Annotated in this window: 18 protein-coding genes and 1 tRNA gene; 8 read left to right on the top strand and 11 right to left on the bottom strand. The window is 65.5% G+C overall.

Features of this window, described 5'->3' with window-relative positions; translation table 11 throughout:
- Positions 1–17 precede the first annotated feature (17 nt).
- The 7 genes from ACIQC9_RS08940 to ACIQC9_RS08910 form a co-directional block, all read right to left on the bottom strand.
- Positions 18–638 (bottom strand): hypothetical protein, encoded by a 621-nt coding sequence (locus tag ACIQC9_RS08940; protein WP_400614625.1) that lies wholly within the window; start codon positions 636–638, stop codon positions 18–20.
- Entirely contained in the window at positions 635–1,255 is a 621-nt protein-coding gene (locus ACIQC9_RS08935; RefSeq protein ID WP_400614623.1) for a hypothetical protein, read from the bottom strand. Before ACIQC9_RS08935 ends, ACIQC9_RS08940 begins: the two co-directional genes overlap by 4 nt.
- A gap of 70 nt (positions 1,256–1,325) precedes the next feature.
- On the bottom strand, positions 1,326–2,549 hold the full coding sequence (locus ACIQC9_RS08930; RefSeq protein ID WP_400614621.1) for a serine hydrolase domain-containing protein: 1,224 nt from the start codon (positions 2,547–2,549) through the stop codon (positions 1,326–1,328).
- Positions 2,521–4,053 carry a UbiD family decarboxylase gene (locus ACIQC9_RS08925; protein ID WP_400614619.1) on the bottom strand — a complete coding sequence of 511 codons (1,533 nt, stop codon included), beginning with the start codon at positions 4,051–4,053 and terminating at the stop codon, positions 2,521–2,523. Before ACIQC9_RS08925 ends, ACIQC9_RS08930 begins: the two co-directional genes overlap by 29 nt.
- Before the next feature lie 8 nt (positions 4,054–4,061).
- Positions 4,062–4,715, bottom strand: coding sequence for a Pr6Pr family membrane protein (locus ACIQC9_RS08920; RefSeq protein ID WP_400614617.1), 654 nt, complete (start codon positions 4,713–4,715; stop codon positions 4,062–4,064).
- Positions 4,715–4,963 (bottom strand): helix-turn-helix domain-containing protein, encoded by a 249-nt coding sequence (locus tag ACIQC9_RS08915; RefSeq protein ID WP_400614614.1) that lies wholly within the window; start codon positions 4,961–4,963, stop codon positions 4,715–4,717. Before ACIQC9_RS08915 ends, ACIQC9_RS08920 begins: the two co-directional genes overlap by 1 nt.
- 39 nt (positions 4,964–5,002) lie before the next feature.
- Positions 5,003–5,854 (bottom strand): aldo/keto reductase, encoded by an 852-nt coding sequence (locus ACIQC9_RS08910; RefSeq protein ID WP_400614611.1) that lies wholly within the window; start codon positions 5,852–5,854, stop codon positions 5,003–5,005.
- Between the two features lie 106 nt (positions 5,855–5,960).
- On the opposite strand from ACIQC9_RS08910, the gene ACIQC9_RS08905 reads away from it, so the two are divergent.
- The 3 genes from ACIQC9_RS08905 to ACIQC9_RS08895 all read left to right on the top strand — a co-directional run bounded on the left by ACIQC9_RS08905 (position 5,961) and on the right by ACIQC9_RS08895 (position 7,794).
- Entirely contained in the window at positions 5,961–6,197 is a 237-nt protein-coding gene (locus ACIQC9_RS08905) for a DUF3297 family protein (RefSeq protein ID WP_400614609.1), read from the top strand.
- 63 nt (positions 6,198–6,260) lie between these two features.
- Positions 6,261–7,703 carry a M20/M25/M40 family metallo-hydrolase gene (locus ACIQC9_RS08900; protein ID WP_400614606.1) on the top strand — a complete coding sequence of 481 codons (1,443 nt, stop codon included), beginning with the start codon at positions 6,261–6,263 and terminating at the stop codon, positions 7,701–7,703.
- A 6-nt stretch (positions 7,704–7,709) separates the two neighbouring features.
- A tRNA-Leu gene (locus ACIQC9_RS08895) sits at positions 7,710–7,794 on the top strand.
- Between the two features lie 64 nt (positions 7,795–7,858).
- On the opposite strand, the gene ACIQC9_RS08890 is transcribed toward ACIQC9_RS08895, so the two are convergent.
- The 4 genes from ACIQC9_RS08890 to ACIQC9_RS08875 are packed head-to-tail and all read right to left on the bottom strand — an operon-like array spanning position 7,859 to position 12,521.
- Positions 7,859–9,148 (bottom strand): OmpW family protein, encoded by a 1,290-nt coding sequence (locus ACIQC9_RS08890; protein ID WP_400614604.1) that lies wholly within the window; start codon positions 9,146–9,148, stop codon positions 7,859–7,861.
- A gap of 56 nt (positions 9,149–9,204) precedes the next feature.
- Entirely contained in the window at positions 9,205–10,665 is a 1,461-nt protein-coding gene (locus tag ACIQC9_RS08885) for an aminotransferase class I/II-fold pyridoxal phosphate-dependent enzyme (RefSeq protein ID WP_400614602.1), read from the bottom strand.
- Positions 10,666–10,716: 51 nt separating this feature from the next.
- A complete protein-coding gene (locus ACIQC9_RS08880; RefSeq protein WP_400614599.1) occupies positions 10,717–11,091 on the bottom strand; it encodes a response regulator in 375 nt (124 codons plus the stop codon).
- Between the two features lie 29 nt (positions 11,092–11,120).
- On the bottom strand, positions 11,121–12,521 hold the full coding sequence (locus ACIQC9_RS08875) for a sensor histidine kinase (protein ID WP_400614596.1): 1,401 nt from the start codon (positions 12,519–12,521) through the stop codon (positions 11,121–11,123).
- A gap of 233 nt (positions 12,522–12,754) precedes the next feature.
- Here ACIQC9_RS08875 and ACIQC9_RS08870 point away from each other — a divergent pair, with 233 nt between their 5' ends.
- The 5 genes from ACIQC9_RS08870 (at position 12,755) to ACIQC9_RS08850 (ending at position 19,637) form a co-directional block, all read left to right on the top strand.
- A complete protein-coding gene (locus ACIQC9_RS08870; RefSeq protein ID WP_400614593.1) occupies positions 12,755–14,146 on the top strand; it encodes a sensor histidine kinase in 1,392 nt (463 codons plus the stop codon).
- A complete protein-coding gene (locus ACIQC9_RS08865) occupies positions 14,146–16,035 on the top strand; it encodes a response regulator (RefSeq protein ID WP_400614591.1) in 1,890 nt (629 codons plus the stop codon). Before ACIQC9_RS08870 ends, ACIQC9_RS08865 begins: the two co-directional genes overlap by 1 nt.
- On the top strand, positions 16,032–16,517 hold the full coding sequence (locus ACIQC9_RS08860; RefSeq protein WP_400614589.1) for a response regulator transcription factor: 486 nt from the start codon (positions 16,032–16,034) through the stop codon (positions 16,515–16,517). The genes ACIQC9_RS08865 and ACIQC9_RS08860 overlap by 4 nt, the downstream gene beginning before the upstream one ends.
- 56 nt (positions 16,518–16,573) lie before the next feature.
- Positions 16,574–18,151 (top strand): putative bifunctional diguanylate cyclase/phosphodiesterase, encoded by a 1,578-nt coding sequence (locus ACIQC9_RS08855; protein WP_400614587.1) that lies wholly within the window; start codon positions 16,574–16,576, stop codon positions 18,149–18,151.
- Between the two features lie 76 nt (positions 18,152–18,227).
- The gene (locus ACIQC9_RS08850) at positions 18,228–19,637 is read left to right on the top strand and encodes an alkaline phosphatase PhoX (RefSeq protein ID WP_400614584.1); all 1,410 of its coding nucleotides are present in this window, start codon (positions 18,228–18,230) and stop codon (positions 19,635–19,637) included.
- Positions 19,638–19,696: the final 59 nt, after the last annotated feature.

Here is a 19,696-nt window from a genome sequence, read left to right as displayed (position 1 = left end):
CGCGGACTGGCAAGCCGTCATCCGGTCGGCGGCGACCAGCCTCCGGCCGCGACCAGATGGATCGCAGACTGGGAGACGGACCAAACGCTGTAGGCCAGAACCACCAGCAGGCTGCCGATCACCGCCGGCCGCCACGGCGCGAAAGCGGCGGTGGCGGTGGTGAAGAAGAAGACGGCGAACCCGAACCAGAGACGCGGCGTCGACAGGGCCGCGAACCCGGCGTCCACCCTCATCAGCCACATAAACAGCAGGCCCACGATCAGATTGGCCGCCATGATGCAGCCGAACACCAGCCGCCGGTGCTTCCAGAAATGCTCGTCCAGATCGATGCGATCATGCACGCCCTCGGCCGACACCCGCGGGAAGGTCACGCTGGCGGCGGTGTAGAAGACGCCCGCGATGATCAGACCGACGATCAGCAGGGCGTGATTGAACGGCGCGCCCCGGAAGATGCCCCAGGCCTGATTCCAGAACGTCGCCACATCCAGCGCCACGAACGCCGCCAACAAGGGCGTCAGCCAGCCGAACCGAACGCGCTCCCGTTCATGCAGCACCCGTGCGAACCCGCCGACCAGCTCTGCGACCGACAGGCCCAAAAGCAGGCCGTAGAAGCTGAAGAAGAACTCGAACGCGCTCATTGGATGGTCTCGGCCCTGACGTGCGCCAGCGGCGATTGTGGAGAGGGCGGCGAGACCACCGTGTAGACTGCGATGTAGAGATACAGCACCACGTGCAGGCCGAGGGCGACCGCGAACAGCCAGCGCCGCTTCGTCCACGCCGCCAGACCGACAAGCACGACATAGACGCCGATGAAGAGCCCGTAGGTTGCGACTATGAGCTGGCCGTTCTCACGGGCGAAGTTGACGGCCAGCTGCGCTGCCCCGCCCAGCAGATTGGCGAGGATCAGAAGGATCAGCACCGTCCGCTTGTGCGTCCAGAAATGCTCATCGAGCGACAGGTCTGCGTCCGTCTCGTCGGGAAAGACCAGTGATGCGGCGATGAAATAGACGACAGCGATCAACAGCCCGCCGACCAGCAGGCCATAGCTGAAAGGCAGCCCGCGGAAGTTGACCCACGCCGCGTCCCAGAAGGTGGCGATGTCCAGCGCCACAAAGGTCGCCAGCAGGGGCGTCAGCCACCCGACCTTTATGGCCTTGCGATGCTTGAACGCCCGCGCCGCACCGGTCGCCAGCACCGCCACCGACAGGCCCAGCAGCAGGCCATAGAAGCTGAAGAAGAACTCGAACGTGCTCACATGGCCCCCGGCGAATCGTCAAGCGAAGCCATATTGCCATATCGGCGATCTGTCTCGCGCGAGCGCGGGATCAGGGCGTGGTCCGCTCCGCGAGCGCTTTTCCGGCCGCCTCCTCAATCCAGCGCGTTCCCGACCATCCTGTGTTGAACAACGCGATCACCGTGGCGTCCTGATCTGGAAACCTGCGGAAGGTGCTGACGTAGCCGTTCACTCCGCCAGTATGGCCATGACTGGGAACTCCGGCTCGCTCCGAGACCATGAGCCCCAGACCGTAGGCCGATCCCGGGTTCGCGGCGGAGGTCGGCACGGATGACTTGATCATCAAGTCCCATGTTTCGGCGCGAACAATTCGGTTTCCGCGAATGGCCCGGTCCAGCGCGATCATGTCTTCCAGCGTCGCATGCACTGCCCCCGCCCCGAGTTGCACGAAGCTACGGCTTACCGCGGCCTCGCGTGGGCCGCTCTTGTCTTCGCGGTTCCACCCCGAAGCCAGCCGCGGGTCGGACTGGCTAGTCAGATTCCCTTCGACCCGACCGCCCAGTTCGACGATTGCGCCCTTCATTCCGGCGGGTGCGAAAACCCGATCCTCGAGCACCTTGTCGAAACTCCTGCCGTCCACCCGGGCGGCCGCATGGGCGAGAAGTTCATAACCGAAGTTGTTGTACCGCCACGTCGCGCCCGGAGGTGTCGACGGCAGAGTTTCCGCGATCGCCCGTTCCCGAAGCAGGGCCTGCATCGCGGTCGCATGATCCAGCCCGAAATGGCCCGCCAGCTCGTTCGTGTGATCGCCCAGACCGGAGGTGTGGTTCAGCAGATGTCGGATCGTGACTGTGGACCAGCCTACCGGCGCCTCCGGAAGGTAGCGAACGAGCGGAGCATCCAGCTCCATCCGGCCCTTCTCGACAAGGCTCATCACCGCCAGCGCCGTGAGCAGTTTGCTGGTCGAGAAGATCTTGTACCGCGCGGTCCGGGTTGTCTCCAGGCCGCACCCGAAAAAGTAGGCCGTCAGGCCACTGACCTGGACCGCGACCAGCCCTTCGAACTCGCCAGCATCACACTGGCGCTGCACCTCTTCACCAAACTCGGCGAAGCCGTGTTCCTGCGCTGAAGCCGGGACTGCCAGCGCAAGCGTCATGGCGAGGGTGCAAATTCTGATCCGGTTACGCATTTCGACCTCCCACTGGAGGAGGAGAGGCGACGCAATGGTCGCTCCAAGGCAAGCCTGCTGGTCGAAATCTGGTCGCTTTCGGTGCGCCAGGCGTCGTTCAGCGTTTCCAGATCGGCGTTCCGTCACCCGGCAATCCGAGGCGACCCCAAATCTCCGACACCCGATCGACCACGGCGTCGTCCATGCGGATTTCGTCGCCCCATTCCCGCTTCGTCTCAGGCGGCCATTTGTCGGTGGCGTCGAGGCCGATCTTGGAGCCGAGGCCGCTCTCGGGGCTGGCGAAGTCGAGGTAGTCGATGGGGGTGTTCTCGATGACGGTGATGTCGCGCGCGGGGTCCATCTTGGTCGAGATCGCCCACATGACCTGCTTCCAGTCGCGGGCGTCAATGTCGTCGTCCACGACGATGACCCACTTGGTGTACATGAACTGGCGCAGATAGCTCCAGACGCCCAGCATCACGCGCTTGGCGTGGCCGGGGTAGGCCTTCTTCATCGATACCACGGCGATGCGGTAGCTGCAGCCTTCCGGCGGCAGCCAGAAGTCGGTGATCTCGGGGAACTGCTGGCGGAGCAGGGGGATGAAGACCTCGTTCAGCGCCTCGCCCAGCACCGACGGCTCGTCGGGCGGGCGGCCGGTGAAGGTGGTCAGATAGATGGGGTCGCGCCGCATCGTGATGGCGGAGACCTGAAAGACCGGAAAGGTCTCGACCGAGTTGTAGTAGCCGGTGTGGTCGCCGTAGGGACCCTCGGGCGCGTGCTCGTCCAGCAGGACATGGCCTTCCAGCACGATCTCGGCGTTGGCCGGGACCATCAGCGGCACGGTCTTGCACGGGACAAGCTCGGCCTTGGCCCCGCGAAGCAGGCCGGCGAACTGGTATTCCGACAGGGTGTCCGGCACCGGCGTGACCGCCGCCAGAATGGTGCCGGGGTCGGCGCCAAGGACAATGGCGCAGGGCAGGGGTTCTTTCGATCCGGCCTTCCTGTGCCGGGCATAGTGCTGGGCGCCGCCGCGGTGCGCCAGCCAGCGCATGATCGCCTTGTCCTTGCCCAGCACCTGCATGCGATAGATGCCGAGGTTGAAGTCGTCCTCGCGCGCGTCCGACGGGCCCTTTGTCACGACGAGGCCCCAGGTGATCAGCGGCGCCGGCTCGCCGGGCCAGCAGCCCTGAACGGGCAGGGAGGTCAGGTCGATCTGGTCGCCCTGCAGCACCACCTGCTGGACCGGCGCGGATTTCACCACCTTCGGCCGCATCGCCATGACCGTCTGCATCAGCGGCAGCATCTCCATGGCGTCGCCCAGACCGCGTGGAGGGGTCGGATTGCGCAGGAAGGCCAGCAGTTCGCCGACCTCGCGCAACTCGGCGGCGGTCGTCCGGGTCTTCTTTTCCATGGTCACGCCCATGGCGACCCGCTTCACCGTGCCAAAAAGGTTGGCGAGGCAGGGGATCGGGCTGATCGAGCCGTCGGGCATGACCGGCTTCTCGAAGATCACCGCCGGGCCGCCGTTGCGCAGCAGGCGGGTCTGGATTTCGGTCATCTCGAGATGGGTAGAGACCGGCTCGGTCACCCGCACCAGCTCGCCCTCGGCTTCGAGGATGTCGATGAAATCGCGCAGGGACTTGTAGGCCATGGCCTCGCTTAAGCGGCGGCGAGCGTCCTGTCACGCCGTCCGAAGGCGCGATCGATCGCCGCGATGACCAATCCCGCAATCAGGAAGAACGCCAGCATCACCCCCGCCCAGAAAGCCGCCTTCGCCAGACCCAGCTCTGGCACGTTCATGAACCAGTAGGGCCACCAGCCCGAGGCGTAGCCGTGGATCAGGGTCCAGCCGGTGTAGATCAGCGGCATGGACAGCCATTTTACCGGGTCGATCCAGCGCAGCCGGCCCTTCGGCGTGAACAACAGCCAGTCGAGTACGAAGGCGGCGGGCATCACGTAGTGCAACAGGCCGTTCGAGATGAAGAGCAGGCCCTGCGGATCCCAGACGTGCGACAGCAGGAAGTGGTAGGTGACGCCGACCACGGCGATGTACATGGCGATCGCCGCGCGCACGCCTTCGCTGGCGGTCCATCGCCCGAAGGCGCTGTTCGGCGCCACGACCGGGCCGGTCAGGGCCAGCGCGACCACCAGATTGGTCAGGATTGTGAAGTAGCTGAAGAAGTTCAGCGTCAGCTCGCCCGCGCCAATGGCGGGATTGCCGGTGATCGTCAGCCAGTACTGCAGGCCGATGGCGAACCAGCCGACCAGGGCGAAGATGGCGCGGTACGCTCTCGCCGCCCCCTCGCGGGCCATCAGTACGCTCTCGTGTCCGATTGCAGCGCCCAGATCGGCAGGCGCAGGGCCCGCGTCGCGGCGCCGATGGCCAGACTGTCCAGGTGGGCGCGCCCGGCCTCGGCGCGTCGTTCTTCTTCAGGGGTGATGTCCAGCAGGCGCGCCATGTCTTCCACGCTCCAGCCGCGCTGTTCGCGCCACCGCTTCAGCCTCGCGCCGACCGCCGCATCCAGCGGATCGACGCCGGGAAATCCCAGCACCGAACCCATCCGCGTACCTCCGAACGGGCGGCCTCTAGTCGGGCCGCCTCACGCCCATTCTTCATCCCATTTGAACGCGGGATCAATCCAGTCTCCAAGACGGCCATCGGGACGGGCCAGCGCATGGATGCGATCCATGTCCTCGTCGGTCAGGGCGAAGTCGAAGATGTCAAAGCTTTCCTCGGCCCGGCTGACCTTGGTGGTGCGGGGAATGGCGATGACGTCTTGCTGGATCAGCCAGCGCAGGGTGACCTGACCGGCGCTCTTGCCATAGGCGTCGCCGATTTCTTTGAGCGTCGGATCGTCTGCGATCTTGCCCTGCGCCAGCGGGGACCACGCGGTGATCGACGAGCCCAGATCCCTGGCCGCCTTCAGCAGCTTCGTCAGCTTGAGGTAGGGGTGATACTCGACCTGATTGGTGACCAGCTTCGCCTTCGACAGCGACTGCGCCTGACGGAATTCCTCCGACGGGAAGTTCGACAGGCCGATGGTCTTCGTCAGTCCCTGATCCTTCGCCTCATTCAACGCGTCCAGCGTCGCCTCGAAGGTCGGCTGGGTCTTCGGCCAGTGGAGCAGCAGCAGGTCTGGCGTGAAGCCCAGACTTTCTGCCGACTCCTTCGCCTGTTTCAGCAGGGCGTCGCGCTCGAAATGCGCCACCCAGATCTTGGTGGTCAGCCAGATGTCGTCGCGGGCCACAGTCCCCGCCTCGATGGCGTCCCGGATGCCGTCCCCGACCGCCGCCTCGTTGTGATAGATCCACGCCGTGTCGATGTGGCGATAACCGATGCGCAAGGCCTCCGCGACCATGCGCCGGGCGTCCGCAGGCTCGAGGTTCCACGTGCCGAACCCCAGCAGGGGGATGGCGTGGCCGTCGACGGTGATCACAGGTTGGTCGGTCATGGCAGGCTCCGGACGGCGTTCGACAGGGGAGCGGCATACCTATGCCGTGGGTTCCATCGTTCAAGGCGGCCTTGGACAGTTCGTCGGCTTCGGCTAAAGCGCCGCCATGACCGATCTTCCCGACCGCCTCTCCGTCGACCCCGACAGCCCGTTCTACAACGCTGACGTTCTGCAACAGAACGTGGGCATCCGCTTCAAGGGCGAGGAAAAGACCAACGTGGAGGAATACTGCGTCTCCGAAGGCTGGGTCCGTCTCGCCGTCGGCAACCGCGTCGATCGTCGCGGCAAGGCCCTGACGGTCAAGCTGCAGGGCCCGGTCGAGCCCTACATCAAGAGCGAATAAGCCGGCTTCACCGGTACCGCCCTCCGGTCTAGGGTCCGCCTCCTGTCTGAGTCCGGAGCCGCCATGCGCCTGTCTGTCCGTCTTCTCGCCGCCAGCGCGCTCGCGCTTGCCGTCGCCCCTCCCGTACTGGCGCAGGACGCGCAGACGATCCAGCGCGCGCAGACGATCCGCGACGCCGCGATGCGCGAGAACATCGCCATGGACTACGTCACCCAGCTGACGACCCGTTTCGGCGCACGCCCGGCCGGCTCGCCGTCGGAACAGGCGGCCGCGGCCTGGGCGGCCGACTACATGCGCGCCCACGGCTTCCGGAACGTCCGGATCGAGGAGTTTTCGCTGGTTGGCTGGGATCGGGGCGAGGAGAGCGCCATGATCATGGGCGATCATCCCCAGCGTCTGGTCGTCGCCGCGCTCGGCCACTCGCCAGCCACGCCCGCGGACGGGGTCGAGGCGCCGGTCGTCTGGTTCAACAGCCTTGAGACCCTGAACGCCGCGCCGGCCGGCTCGCTGGCGGGCAAGATCGCCTATGTCGACGCCGGCCAGATGGTGCGGATGCAGGACGGTTCCGGCTATGGCCTGCTGTCGCGCATCCGCGGCGCAGGCCCGGCCGCGGCGAAAAGCAAGGGCGCGGTCGCCTTCCTGATGCGCTCGGCGGGCACAGACGAGCACCGCATGCCCCACACCGGCACAACCCGCTACGTCGACGGACAGCCGACCATCCCCAGCTTCGCCCTGTCGGCCCCGGACGCGGACCAACTGACCCGTCTGGCCGAGCTGGACACCGCGCCGGTGGTGCGTCTGACCTCGACGGCCCGCACCTACCAGACCGTCAGCCAGAACGTCATCGGCGACATCCCCGGCCGCTCGCGTCCGGACGAGGTCATCGTGCTGGGCTCTCACATGGACAGCTGGGACCTCGGCACCGGCGCCTTCGACGACGGCGCGGGGGGAGGGATCACCCTCGCGGCCGCCAAGGCCATCGCCGAGAGCGGTCGTCGCCCGGCCCGCACCGTGCGCGTCGTCCTGTACGGTTCGGAAGAAGTCGCCCAGCCCACCGACACCGGCAACGGCGGCGGCGCCTACCTGCGCGGCGTGCAGCAGGCGGGCGCGCTGGAGAAACACATCATCGCCGGCGAGAGCGACTTCGGCGCAGATAACATCTACGCCCTGCGCCTGCCGCCCGGAGGCCAGAACAGCGACTTCGCCCGCGCCGCGGCGCAGGTGCTGTATCCGATCGGTGTCCTGTCCTCGGCCACGCCCGAACTGCACGGCGGCGTCGACATCGGCCCGCTGGCCGGCGCGGGTGTTCCCGTCTTCGGTCTGGCGCAGGACGGCACGCGCTACTTCGACCTGCATCACACCGCCGACGACACCTTGGACAAGCTGGACCCCAAACAGGTCAGCCAGAACGTCGCCGCCTGGGCCGGTCTGGTGTGGCTGATCGCCGACAGCGACGTCGACTTCCGCGCCCTGCGCGCGGCCGCTCCGGCGACGGAGGCCCACTGACGATCCGCGAGCGTGGCGAAATTGGCAGACGCAGGAGACTTAAAATCTCTCGACCTAGGTCATGCGGGTTCGAGTCCCGCCGCTCGCACCATCGGCACACATAAAAATGGGCGGCTCGTCGGAGCCGCCCGTTTCTCATTGGCGTGCAGGCATTCCTAGAAGCGGAACACGGCGCCCACGCTGTAGACCATCGGTCCGATCTCGGCCTGACCGACGACCGGGGCTCCGGCCAGCGGCGGGCCGGCGGCGGGGCTGACGTTGCCGGTGGCGGTGGTCTCCAGCCAGCCCTTCTTTGCCTCAACGAAGAAGCCGTAGCTGTCGTTGACCATCAGGTCCGCGCCCAGTTCGACGACCGGGGCGATGTCGTTCTCCATCTCGACGTCGGTCAGGATCGAATCCTTGGTCGAGAACATGATCATGTAGGTGGCGCCCAGTCCGACGTAGGGGCGGAACCAGCCGGTGGTCAGGGGCTGGTACTGCACCGTCAGGGCGGACGGACCATATTTGACCTCGGCCAGCTTGCCGAAGGCCGCCGCCGTACCGCCGCCGCTGGCGTCGATCTCGGGCGGCAGGCCCAGCGTGGCCACGACGGCGAACTTGTCCGTTAGTCGGCGGCCCAGTTGCACGACCGGGGTCCAGTGCGGATCAGTCGCCAGACTGGCCCCGGCGAACGGAGCGCCGCCCACGGTCAGGGACAGGGTGTCGTCGAGTTCGAGGCGGGCGGCCCCGGCCCGCAACAGCCACTTGCCGTCGCCGTTCAGCGCCAGTGGCGTGACCGTCTTCGTCGGGCCGAAGCGCCATGTTCCGCCGACCTGCACCGTCATCGGGTCCAGCTTGGAGTCCGCATACAGCGGAGCGCCCAGCAGAATGCCGCTGCCGTCCGCGCGATACCAGGCCTTCTTCAGCTCGACGAAGACGCCGAACTGGTCCGTCAGGGCGACGTCGACGCCGCCCTGGATCATCGGGCCGTGGCTGTCCTCGATGCGGAAGTTCTGGCCGAAGCCGTCAACGTTTCCGGTCGTGTTCTGATAGACATAGCCCGCGCCGATATAGGGAGACAGGCGCTGGCCCCGCATCGGGTGCCATGTCGCCGAAACCGAGGTCGTCTGGAAGGCGTCCACGCCCAGATCGGGCAGGCCGGTCAGGCTGCCGCCCGGATAATTGTGGGTCTCGGCTTCCTCGGTCAACGAGGCCTCGATCGCGATCTTGTCGGTCACGAACCAGCCGGCGGTCACCGCCAGCGGGCGCACGACGTTGGTGGTGTAGTCCGAGCCGGGCGCGAAGGCGCCGTTCGAATAGACGTCGCCTTGGTCAGCCAGATGGGTCCAGGTCTGGCCCAGACGCACATAGCCGTCATGCTCGACCGACTGCGCGGCGACGACGCCCGGCGCGACCATGGCGCCGACGCTTGCGAGCAGTACGGCTCCGGTAGAATGATTACGCATCAAGAACACACCCCTGTTGCCCCGGCATAACACTGGGGCCTGAATGTCCGGTTAAATCAGGCCGCCGAGGACCGGAGCAGGACTGAAGGCGCCGCCTCCAGATTTACGCGCACAGGCGCACGATCAAGGGTTGTGACGTCGTCGAACGCCCGCACCGTGGGGATCGGCGTCGCCATCAGCTCGTTTAGCGACAAGCGGCCGGCCGTGATGGCTTCGTCCTCGGCCTGTGCGGCGACGATCGAACTGGTCAGGCGGTGAACCGTGTCTGCAATGTCACGATGGCTGTGGTTGGCCATGACCTGAAGACGGAAGCGGGCGCGCCCCTTGGGCACCGCCGGAAACTCCACCAGATTGGCCAGCAGGCCGTTAGAGGGCAGATGGCGGCTGCTGAGGCGGGCAAGGCTCTCGCGCCCCATCTTCACGCAGACGATCGGCGACGGGTCGCCGTAGACCTCGAGCCCGCTGTTCGCCAGCAGTTCGCGCAGCAGGGTGATGTTGCCCATCAGCTTCTGGCGCAGCTGACGCCCTTCCTCGGACGCCACGATATCGAAGCACTTGCCCACGATCGCGGCCTGCGCCGGCGACAGGGCGTTCGAGAAGGTGTTGGGCGAGGAATAGTAGCGCAGATACTCCTTCACCGCGCGGCTGCGGCAGGCCACGAAGCCGCCGTTCGACGCGAAGGTCTTGGAGAAGGCGCCCATGATCACGTCGACCTTGCCGATCATGTTCTGGATCCCGATGTGACCCTGTCCGGCGTCGCCCAGCGAGCCGAGATCGTGCGCCACGTCGACCACGAGGGTGGCGTTGAACTCGTGCGCAAGCTCCTGCAGGCCCTCGATGTCCGGCGTGTCGGAGTCCATCGAGAACAGGCCCTCGGTCACCAGCAGGATGCCGTTGGTCGTGTCCTTTGCGCGGATCTTGGCCAGCTTCTCCCGGGCCATGTCCAGGCTGTTGTGACGGAACAGGTGGACGTTCTTCGTGGCCGCCGCGGCACCTTCCTGCAGACAGGCGTGGGCCAGTACGTCCATGACGATGTGATCGCTGGACCGGACCAGTCCCTTGATCACGCCAAAGCCTGCGGCCCACCCCGTGGGGAAGAGGGCGACATGCTCGGCCTTCAGGAAGTCGCCGATCTTGCGCTCCAACTCAAGCGACAGCGAGGTGTTGCCGACCAGCGCGGGGGAGCCGGCGCTGTGCACGCCAAACTTCATGATGGTCTCGATGGCGACGTCGCGCACCTCGGGGTGTGACGACAGGCTGAGGTAGTCCTGCGAGGCGAAGTTCACGCCCTCGAACAGTTCACCCTCGTCCGTGCGCGCCTGACATTTGCTGTGCGGTCCATGCTCGGTCGAGCGACCCAGCGGCCAGACCCCGGACTGACGGCGCGCCTGCTGCCAGTCATAGAAGGCGCTTACGCGGTCAAGTAGATTGGCGCCGGCAATATAGCGGAAATCCCGCATACTACCTTCAAGAGCACTGAATGACTGGGCGTTCTTCTCGACCACGTCAGATACCACCGGTCTATATCTATTGGTATGCTACAATACAGGCGTGGCGATAAAACCCGGTTAAGCGGCAGCCTTTACAATGTGTTTCTCGATCTTCTCGACGAGGTCGTTGAGAGACACCGGCTTGGTTTCGAAATCGACGCAGCCGACCTCCATGCTGCGCCGACGGTCGCTTTCCAGCGCATGAGCGGTCAGGGCGATCACGGGGATGTGGCGAGTGCGTTCGTCGGCCTGAAGGATTAACGTCGCCTCCCACCCGTCCATGGCGCCCAGCGCCACGTCCATCAGGATGACGTCCGGCGTCAGCTCACGCGCGGCCTCGATCCCCGTCGGGCCGTCGACGGCCGAATGGACGGCGTAGCCCTTCCGTTCGAGGCGCCGGGTCAGCATGTCCCGGTTCATCTCGTTGTCTTCGACGATCAGCACGGTGGTCATGGGCGAACTCGCTTGACGCTACAGGGTAATCAGGCGGCGACGCGCAGGGCGTCGGGCTCAGCATGGGCCGGCGCGGTCAGGGTGAAGACCCGGCGGCCGTCGGCGCCGCGCGACGCGGTTACGTCGCCGCCGATCAGCTGGGCGAACTTCAGGCTCAGCGCCAGGCTGATGCCGGCGCCGCCGTATTTTGTCGCGCTCGCGTCAGAGGCAGCGGCGAAGGCGTCGAACAGGCTGGCGTCGTCTCCGCCCGCCATCTGATCAGCCGGATCGGATACCCGAACCGACAGGTCACCGCCCTCGTGACTGACGTCCATCAGGACCACGCCGCCCGGGCCCTCCGCGGTCACGCCATTGACCAGGTGTCCGATCGCCTTGCCAAGCGCCTGCCAGTCCATCCGCAACTCGGTGTCGTGCTCCGGCAGGCTGACTTCGATCGCGTAGTTCCGGGTCTCGGCCGTCGTCTTCAGGTCCGCGATCAACGCGCCGATAGCGTGGGACAGGCTGTCCGGCTGGGCTTGCACAGGCATCTTGCCCGCTTCGATCTTCGAAAAGTCCAGGATGTCGTCGACCAGCCCCAGAAGCTGGGCGCCCGCCGTGTGGATCTTCTGCACATCGCGCGACAGGGCCTCGTCGCCGTCGTCCTCGGCATCGTCGAGCAGCAGCTGGCTGTAACCTATCACGGCGTTCAGCGGCGTGCGCAACTCGTGGCTCATCGAGGCCACGAAATCGGCCTTGGCCGCCGTCGCCATTTCGGCCGACTGGGTCAGGTTGCGCAGGTTGTCGGCGGCGGCGACCAGATCGCCGAGCTGCCGTTCGAACTCGGTCTGCTCACGGAAGACGTTGGCGAAGTAGATCGCCATCATGGCCACATAGATTGAGGCCGACACGATCGAGATGATGCCGATGATCTGGAACTCATCGAGGTTCACCGCCGGGAATGGATAGCCGGTCACCACCAGCCAGGCGAAGACGCTGAAGCAGGCGACGATCTGGGTCAGGATAACCGCGCGTGTCAGTCCTGTGGCCGGCAGATACAGGAACGACAGCACCGGTATCACCAGCGTCCACGGCAGGAATGGGGAATAGATTCCGCCGTAACTGAAACAGGCCCATAGAATGCAGAAATTCAGGTTGGTGATCGAAAGCAGGGCCAGCGTCCGGTAGGCCTTCGTGTACCGAAGCACGAACGGATAGACCCAGAAGGCCGTCACCGAGACGAGGAAGGTCCAGAAGCGGAAGTCCGCCGGAATCCCGTTGATGAAGTACAGATACAGCGGGATGACATTGCCCAGGAACGGCCCGAACACGTGGCTGATCATGAACATGCGGGCGCGGCGGTGCGTATCCGGCTGGACCTGCAGCTCCATGGGAATGAAGTAGTCGAGGAAGGCGCCGAGACCGAGCTTGCGGTCCGCGTCGTTGTTCTGCACTGGCCGGCTCCGTCGTCGCTCTCCGCACGCCGGGCGCACGGATGTCGGTATCGCAGAGTGCTAACGGCGTGGCGGTTAATATCGACTAAAATTGATGGCGTCTTGGCCTCGCGAATACGTATTGAGGTGATGTTTACCACAATCATTATCCACGTTTCTTCTCAAAATCGGCCCGATTAACTCAGACTTATGACTTGCGTCGTACAGAGCCTGTCGAATTCGGGGGCGCTTCGATGCTGGCGACGGTTGGCCGGGCCATAGATTATTTCATTCCCGAGCGCGTGCGTCGGGACCAGTCCGACCTGATGAAGGTGCGCACCTTCATCTTCCTGCACCTGATGGGCCCGGCGATGGGCCAGTCGGTGATCCTGTTCCTGTGGCGCGCATCGGTCGACGTGCACTGGCAGTTCTGGCTGCTGGAAGCGGCGGTGACGTCTTTCTGGATCATCCCGTTCCTTGTGAAACGGTCGTCCAGCCTCGTCGTCCCGGCCTTTCTGTCCGTGCAGGTGCTGGTATTCATCAGCCTGTTCGGCTCGTTCCACTACGGCGGCATCAGCTCGCCCTTCCTGCCATGGTCGCTGATCGCGTTGCAGCTGGGCTTCTTCTATCTGGCCGAACGCACCCGGCTGGTGCTGGGCGGAGTGGCGGTCCAGCTGGTCGCCTTCATGGCGGCGCGTCTGGTGATCGGCGACTTCCCGGAACTGGTCCCCCTGACCAGCCTGAAATACGTGAACCTGATCTCGATTGTCGCGGCGCTGATCTACATCACCCTGCTGTCGATCTATTATGAGACCGTCATGCGGGCGAGCGCGGGGCTGGAAAAGTCCATGCTCGAGCATCAGGCCCAGGCCGACGGACTGCGCGAGGCGATGAAGAAGGCCGAACTGGCCAGCCAGCAGAAGTCCATCTTCCTCGCCAAGATGAGCCACGAGTTGCGCACCCCCCTGAATGCCGTGATAGGCTACAGCGAGATGCTGCGCGACGACCTCGAGGACACGCCGGCCAACAGCCAGCGCGCCGACGATCTGGACCGGATCAACTCCGCCGGCCGCCACCTGCTGGGTCTGGTCACCGACGTGCTGGACCTGTCGCGGATCGAGGCCAATCGTCTGGAAGTCGCCATCGAACCGGTGGCCATCGCGCCTCTGGTTCGCGACGTCATGGCCACTGCGGCGCCCTTGATCTCGAAGAAGGACAACCGGCTGATCCTGCAGATGCCGAACGACCCCGGTGTGGTCGGCGTCGACGGGATGAAGCTGCGTCAGTCGCTTCTGAACCTGCTCAGCAACGCCGCCAAGTTCACATCGCGTGGCCGCATCACTCTGACCGTCATCAAGCGTCGGACGGGCGGCATGGATCGTCTGATCTTCGAGGTGCGCGACACAGGCATCGGCATGAGCGAGGACGGGCTGAAGAAGCTCTTCAAGGCGTTCAGCCAGGCCGAGGACGACACGTCCCAGAAGTTCGGCGGCACCGGGCTGGGCCTCGCCCTGACCCAGCGCTTCTGTACGCTAATGGGCGGCGCGATCTCAGTTGAATCGAAGCTCGGTCAAGGCTCGGCCTTCACCATCGATATCCCGTGTCGGCCGGTCGACGTTCCCGTCGCGGAGGCCGCGAGCGCCTGATGGCCCAATCCTCTGACATTCTCGGCGGACGCCGTCGCGGCTTCCGCCTGTCGGTCGCGCGCCGGCTGGCCCTGTGGACCGGTGGTCTGAACGCGGTCGCGGGCGTCGCCGCGCTGGCTCTGTTTGCGGCTTTGAGGCCCGAGGTTCTCGGCGCCCTGACGCTGCTCGTCGTCTCAATCGTATGGCTGGGCGTGTCCTGCGTGGCGGGCGGGATCGCCGCTTGGCGCCTGTCGGCCCTGTTCGCCCGTCCGGGTGACACCCTGCTGGCGTTGAAGCGGATCGAGGGCGACACCGCGCCCGTCGACCGCAATGCTCTGGAGGGCGCCTATCGGGGTCTCGACGATCTGCTGGTCCGCGCCGCGCATGAGCGTCAGGGCCGCATCAACGAACTGGTCCGCGCCCGTGAGGCCGCCCGCGCCGAAAGCGAGGCCAAGGCCGGCTTCCTCGCGGGCATGAGCCACGAACTTCGCACGCCGCTGAACGCCATTATCGGCTACGCCATGCTGCTGTCCGAGGACGCCGCGGACCAAGGCAGTCCAGCCTCTATCCGCGACCTCGCCCGCATCCTGCAGTCCAGCCGCCACCTGCTGCGCCTGATCAACGACATCCTCGATATGTCCCGTCTCGACGCAGGCGAGGTCGCGTTCGAGCGCGCCGTGGTCGACGTCCAGAGCGTGGTGGAAGCCGTCGCATCTACCGTGGAGGCCGGCGAGGCCGGCGGCCTGATCGTATCGGTCGCGCCCAACGCGCGCGTCATGCTGGGCGACGCCATGCGCCTGCGCCAGTGCCTGATCGGTCTGGCGGGTCATGTCGTCGAGGCCAGCCGCGACAAGACTCCAGCCCTGTCAGTGGTGCTGGCCGATGGCGACGAGGGCCGCATCCAGTTCCGCCTCTACGATCCCGAGGGCCGCCTGCTTGCCGCCGCGCTGTCCGTTCAGGACGGAGAGGGCGGAGCGTCGAGGGGCGCCCTGAACGCCGGCGCCCTTGCGGTTACCGTCACCCGTCGTCTCGCCGGCCTGATGGGCGGCTCCCTGATCCAGGAGCCTCACGGGGACGGCTGCGTTTTCGTGCTGACCCTGCCGATGAACTCGGTCGCCGGCCACGACGTCGCGCCGGCCGCTGTCGTCGACGCACCGGTTGCACCGGCCTCGAACGCGTCCTTTGCGCGCACAGTACTGGTCGTGGACGACGACGACGCCACGCGGGACCTGCTGAAGCGCTGGCTGGGTGCGCAGGGCTATCGCGTGCTGACCGCGTCCAATGGTCCGCAAGGCCTGGCGCTAGCGCGCAGCCAGCGCCCGAACTTCATGGTGCTGGACATCTTCATGCCCGGCCAGTCGGGCTATGAGGTTCTGGCGGAGATGAAGAGCGATCCGGACCTGTCCGGCATCCCGGTCATTGTCGCCTCCAGCGACGACAACCGCCGTCTGGGTCTGGCCGCCGGCGCCGCCGAGGTGCTGGTCAAGCCGCTCTCCCGCGATCGCCTGCGCGATACGCTCGACATTCTCGGCCGTCAGGTGCCCGGCGACATACTGGTCGTCGATGACGACGAAGATGTTCGCGAGATCGTCCAGCGTTACGCCGGTCAGGCCGGCCTGACCGTCCGCCTCGCCGCCAATGGCGAGGAGGGATTGGCCATGGCCCGCCAGCACACGCCGGGCGCTATCGTGCTGGACCTGTGCATGCCCGAGGTCGACGGCTTCGCCATGATGGAATCGCTGTCCAGGGATCCATCGCTCAAGACCGTACCGGTCATGGTGCTCTCCCAACTGGACCTGAGCGTGCAGGAACATGCGCGCATCCGTGAGGCGGGCCACGTCTTCCATCCGAAATGGAAGGCCTCGCCGCTTCAGATTGTAGAAAACATCAAGACCATGGTCCGCCAATGAGCGACGTCCCCGCCCATACCCAGCGACGCATCCTCATCGTCGACGACATCGAGGACAACCGCTTCGTCCTCGACCGCCATCTGAAACGCGCCGGTTTCGCGACCGAGATGTCCGAGGACGGCATGTCCGCCCTGCGCATGATCGCCGCCTCGCCGCCGGACGTGGTCTTGCTGGACTGGATGATGCCCGGCCTGTCAGGTCTGGAGACCCTTCAGACCATCCGCGAGAAGCACGACGAGAACCTTCTGCCGGTCATCATGTGCACCGCCATCGGCGAGGAGAGCTCGGTGGTCGTCGCCATCAAGGCCGGCGCCAACGACTTCGTCATGAAGCCGATCAGCTTCCCCATTCTCATGGCCCGCCTGAAGTCCCAGCTGGCGCGCAAGGACGCGGTCGACGCCTTACGGCGCGAGAATAGCAACCTCGAGAATACTCTGGTGCAACGCACGCGTGATTTGATGAACTCGCAGCGAGACAACTGAGCGTCTCGGTTCGCGCATAAGTAATTTCTAAATCGCTCGACGGTAATGATCCCGTTGTGAACGCCCTGCTCAAACACCTCCGCGCCGACGGCGACCGCAAGTACAAGGTCATCATCGCCGGCTATCTCGTAGTCCTGCTGGCCATTGGTCTGGCGCTGGCCCTGGGCGATGCGGGGCGGATGGCGCCTGTCGCAGTCGCTCTTGTGGGCGTTTGCGTGGTCGCCTCGATCGGCCTGTTCGCCGCCAACCATCTGGCGCTGGCGATCGAGAACCACCGGCTGTCGAAGGAAGGCCGCAACCTCGACATCAAGGCCCACAGCGATCCGCTGACCGGGCTGATGAACCGCGTCGCCTTCAACAACGTATTGGCCGAGCACAGCAAGGCGCATTCGCTGGGCGAACTGGCGATCCTGTTCTTCGATCTCAACCGGTTCAAGGAGGTCAACGACAGCCTCGGGCACCGCGCGGGCGACGTTCTGCTGGCCGAGGTCGCGGCCGTCATGACCGAGAATCTGCCCGGCGCCGTCGCCGTGGCCCGCATGGGCGGCGACGAGTTCGCCGCCATCCTGCCCGTCACGCCCGAGGTCACCCCCGAGGCCTGCGCCACCGCCATTTCGGATGCGTTGCGCCAGCCTTTTCTGATCGAGGGCCATCTGGTCCAGAGCGGCTCGTCCATTGGCATCGCCTACGGCAACCTTGCCTATGACGACGGCGACGATCTGCTGAAGCGTGCTGATCTGGCCATGTACGAGGCCAAGACCGCCGGGTTGAACGGCTACCGGATTTTCGACGACGTGATGGAAGAGCGGATGTCCTCGCGCGTGAACATCCGCGCCGAGCTGACGAAGGCGCTGGACAACGACGAACTGGCCCTGTGCTTCCAGCCGCTGGTCAGCGCCCGCACCGGCGAACTGAAAAGCGTCGAGGCGCTGCTGCGCTGGAACTCGCCGCGTCTTGGCATCGTCTCGCCCACCCTTCTCATCCCGATCGCGGAAGAGAGCGGCCAGATCATCGAGTTGAGCCACTGGGTGCTGGATCGAGCGCTACTCGCTATCAAGCAGCTGGGCGACGTGCCGGTCGGCATCAACATCTCGCCTGTCCATTTTCGCCATAACCAGTTCGCCACAATGGTTGCGGACAAACTGCTGGCCGCCGGCATCCGGCCCGAGCTGCTCTACATCGAGATCACCGAGGGCGTTCTGATCTCGCACATGGAGGCGGCCAGAAAGACCATTTCCGCCCTGCGCAACATGGGCATCCGTGTCTACCTGGACGACTTCGGCACCGGCTACTCCAGCCTGTCATACCTGCAGAACTTCGAGTTCGACGGGATGAAGATCGACAAGTCCTTCCTGCGCAATCTCGGCGAACGCCAGCAGGCGACCCAGATCATGCGGTCGGTCATCGATCTGGGCCACAGCCTGAACCTGCAGGTCGTCGCCGAGGGCATCCAGTCCGACTGGCAGGCGCGCCTGCTGCAACTGCTGAACTGCGACCTGTTGCAGGGTTTCCACTTCGCAACGCCCATGTCGCTGGACGAGCTGATCGTCTATCGCGCGGCCCAGGCGGATGCGGTCGTGGCCGCCGCCGAAGAGCCCCTTCCGGCTCCGGAGCTGGCCCGACTGGTCGGCTGACGACCGTCACAGAACCATGATGACCGCGGTGACCGGATCGCGATAAACGCAGCGCCTCTATCGGGGTGTGCATGTGATGCGTGAGCTTCAACTGGATCGTCGGGGCGTCCTTGGCGCCGGCGCGGCGGCGGCGGCATTCAGCGGTTTCGCGCAGGCGGTGCGCGCGCAGACGGCGCCGACGCAGAACTCCGAAACCTATGTCAACGAAGTCCCCGGCTACGGCGCGCTGGTTTCTGACCCGAACGGCCTGCTCGATCTGCCGGACGGCTTCACCTACCACGTAGTCTCGCAAGGCGGCGAGACGATGGACGACGGTCTGCTGGTCCCGGGCCAGTTCGACGGCATGGGCTGCTTCCCCCTAGAAGGCTCTCTGGTCGCTCTGGTCCGGAATCACGAACTCAAGGCCTCGTCTCGCACCCACGGCAACTGGGGTCCGGGCGGCCTGAACCGCGAACGCCTGCACCTGCTCGACAAGACGAAGGCCTACGACCTCGACAAGCAGGGCCGGCCCCTGCCGGGCGGCACGACGACCGTCGTCTACGACCTGCAGACACGGAAGGTCGTCCGTCAATTCCTCAGCCTCGCCGGCACCTCGACCAACTGCGCTGGCGGCCAGACGCCGTGGGGCAGCTGGCTGACCTGCGAGGAATGCGAGGACACGCCCGCTAGCACCAACGTCAGCCGCGAGCATGGCTGGGTGTTCGAGGTCCCCGCCAGCGCCGCCGGCCTGGTCGACCCCGTGCCGCTCAAGGCCATGGGCCGGTTCGATCACGAGGCTGTCTGCATCGATCCGCGCTCGGGCGTCGTCTACCTGACCGAGGACAAGGAAGAGGGCCTCTTCTACCGCTTCATCCCTAACGTGCGTGACCGGCTGGTCGAAGGCGGCAAGCTGCAGGCGCTGGTCATCAAGGACTCGCCCGGCGCGAATACCTCGAACAACAAGGACCGCTTCTGGGCCGTCGGCGACTGGCGGGACGCGGAGTGGATCGATCTCGAAGACGTCGAGAGCCCCAACGGCGACCTGCGCATGCGTGGCCGGGCCGCCGGCGCGGCGATCTTTAACGGGGGCGAAGGCATACACTGGGGCGCGGACGAACTCTACTTCACCGCCAAGGACGGCGGCCCGATCGAGCGCGGGCAAATCCTCCGCTACATCCCCTCGACCGACGGTCACACCGGCCGCATCCAGCTGTTCCTTGAGTCCGAAGACGAGAAGGTCTGGAACATGGGCGACAACCTGACGGTCGCGCCGTGGGGCCATCTGATCGTCTGCGAGGACAACTATTCGGCCCAGATCCGAAACCACCTGAAGGGCGTCACGCCGGACGGCAAGTCCTACACGATCGCCCGCAACGCCTTTCAGGGCAACTCCGAGTTCGCCGGCTGTTGCTTCTCGCCCGACGCCTCGGTCCTGTTCGTCAACATCCAGTTCCCCGGCATTACCCTCGCCATCACAGGTCCCTGGGATCGCCTGACGACGGCATAAACTCGTGTTTCGCGGCCGGGAGCAGCCTTACCCGGCGCGCATTTCACAGGCACAAGGGG

The organism is Brevundimonas sp. NPDC092305 (assembly GCF_044755415.1).
In the GTDB taxonomy this organism is placed as follows: domain Bacteria; phylum Pseudomonadota; class Alphaproteobacteria; order Caulobacterales; family Caulobacteraceae; genus Brevundimonas.
This window is presented reverse-complemented; position numbering and strand designations above follow the sequence as displayed.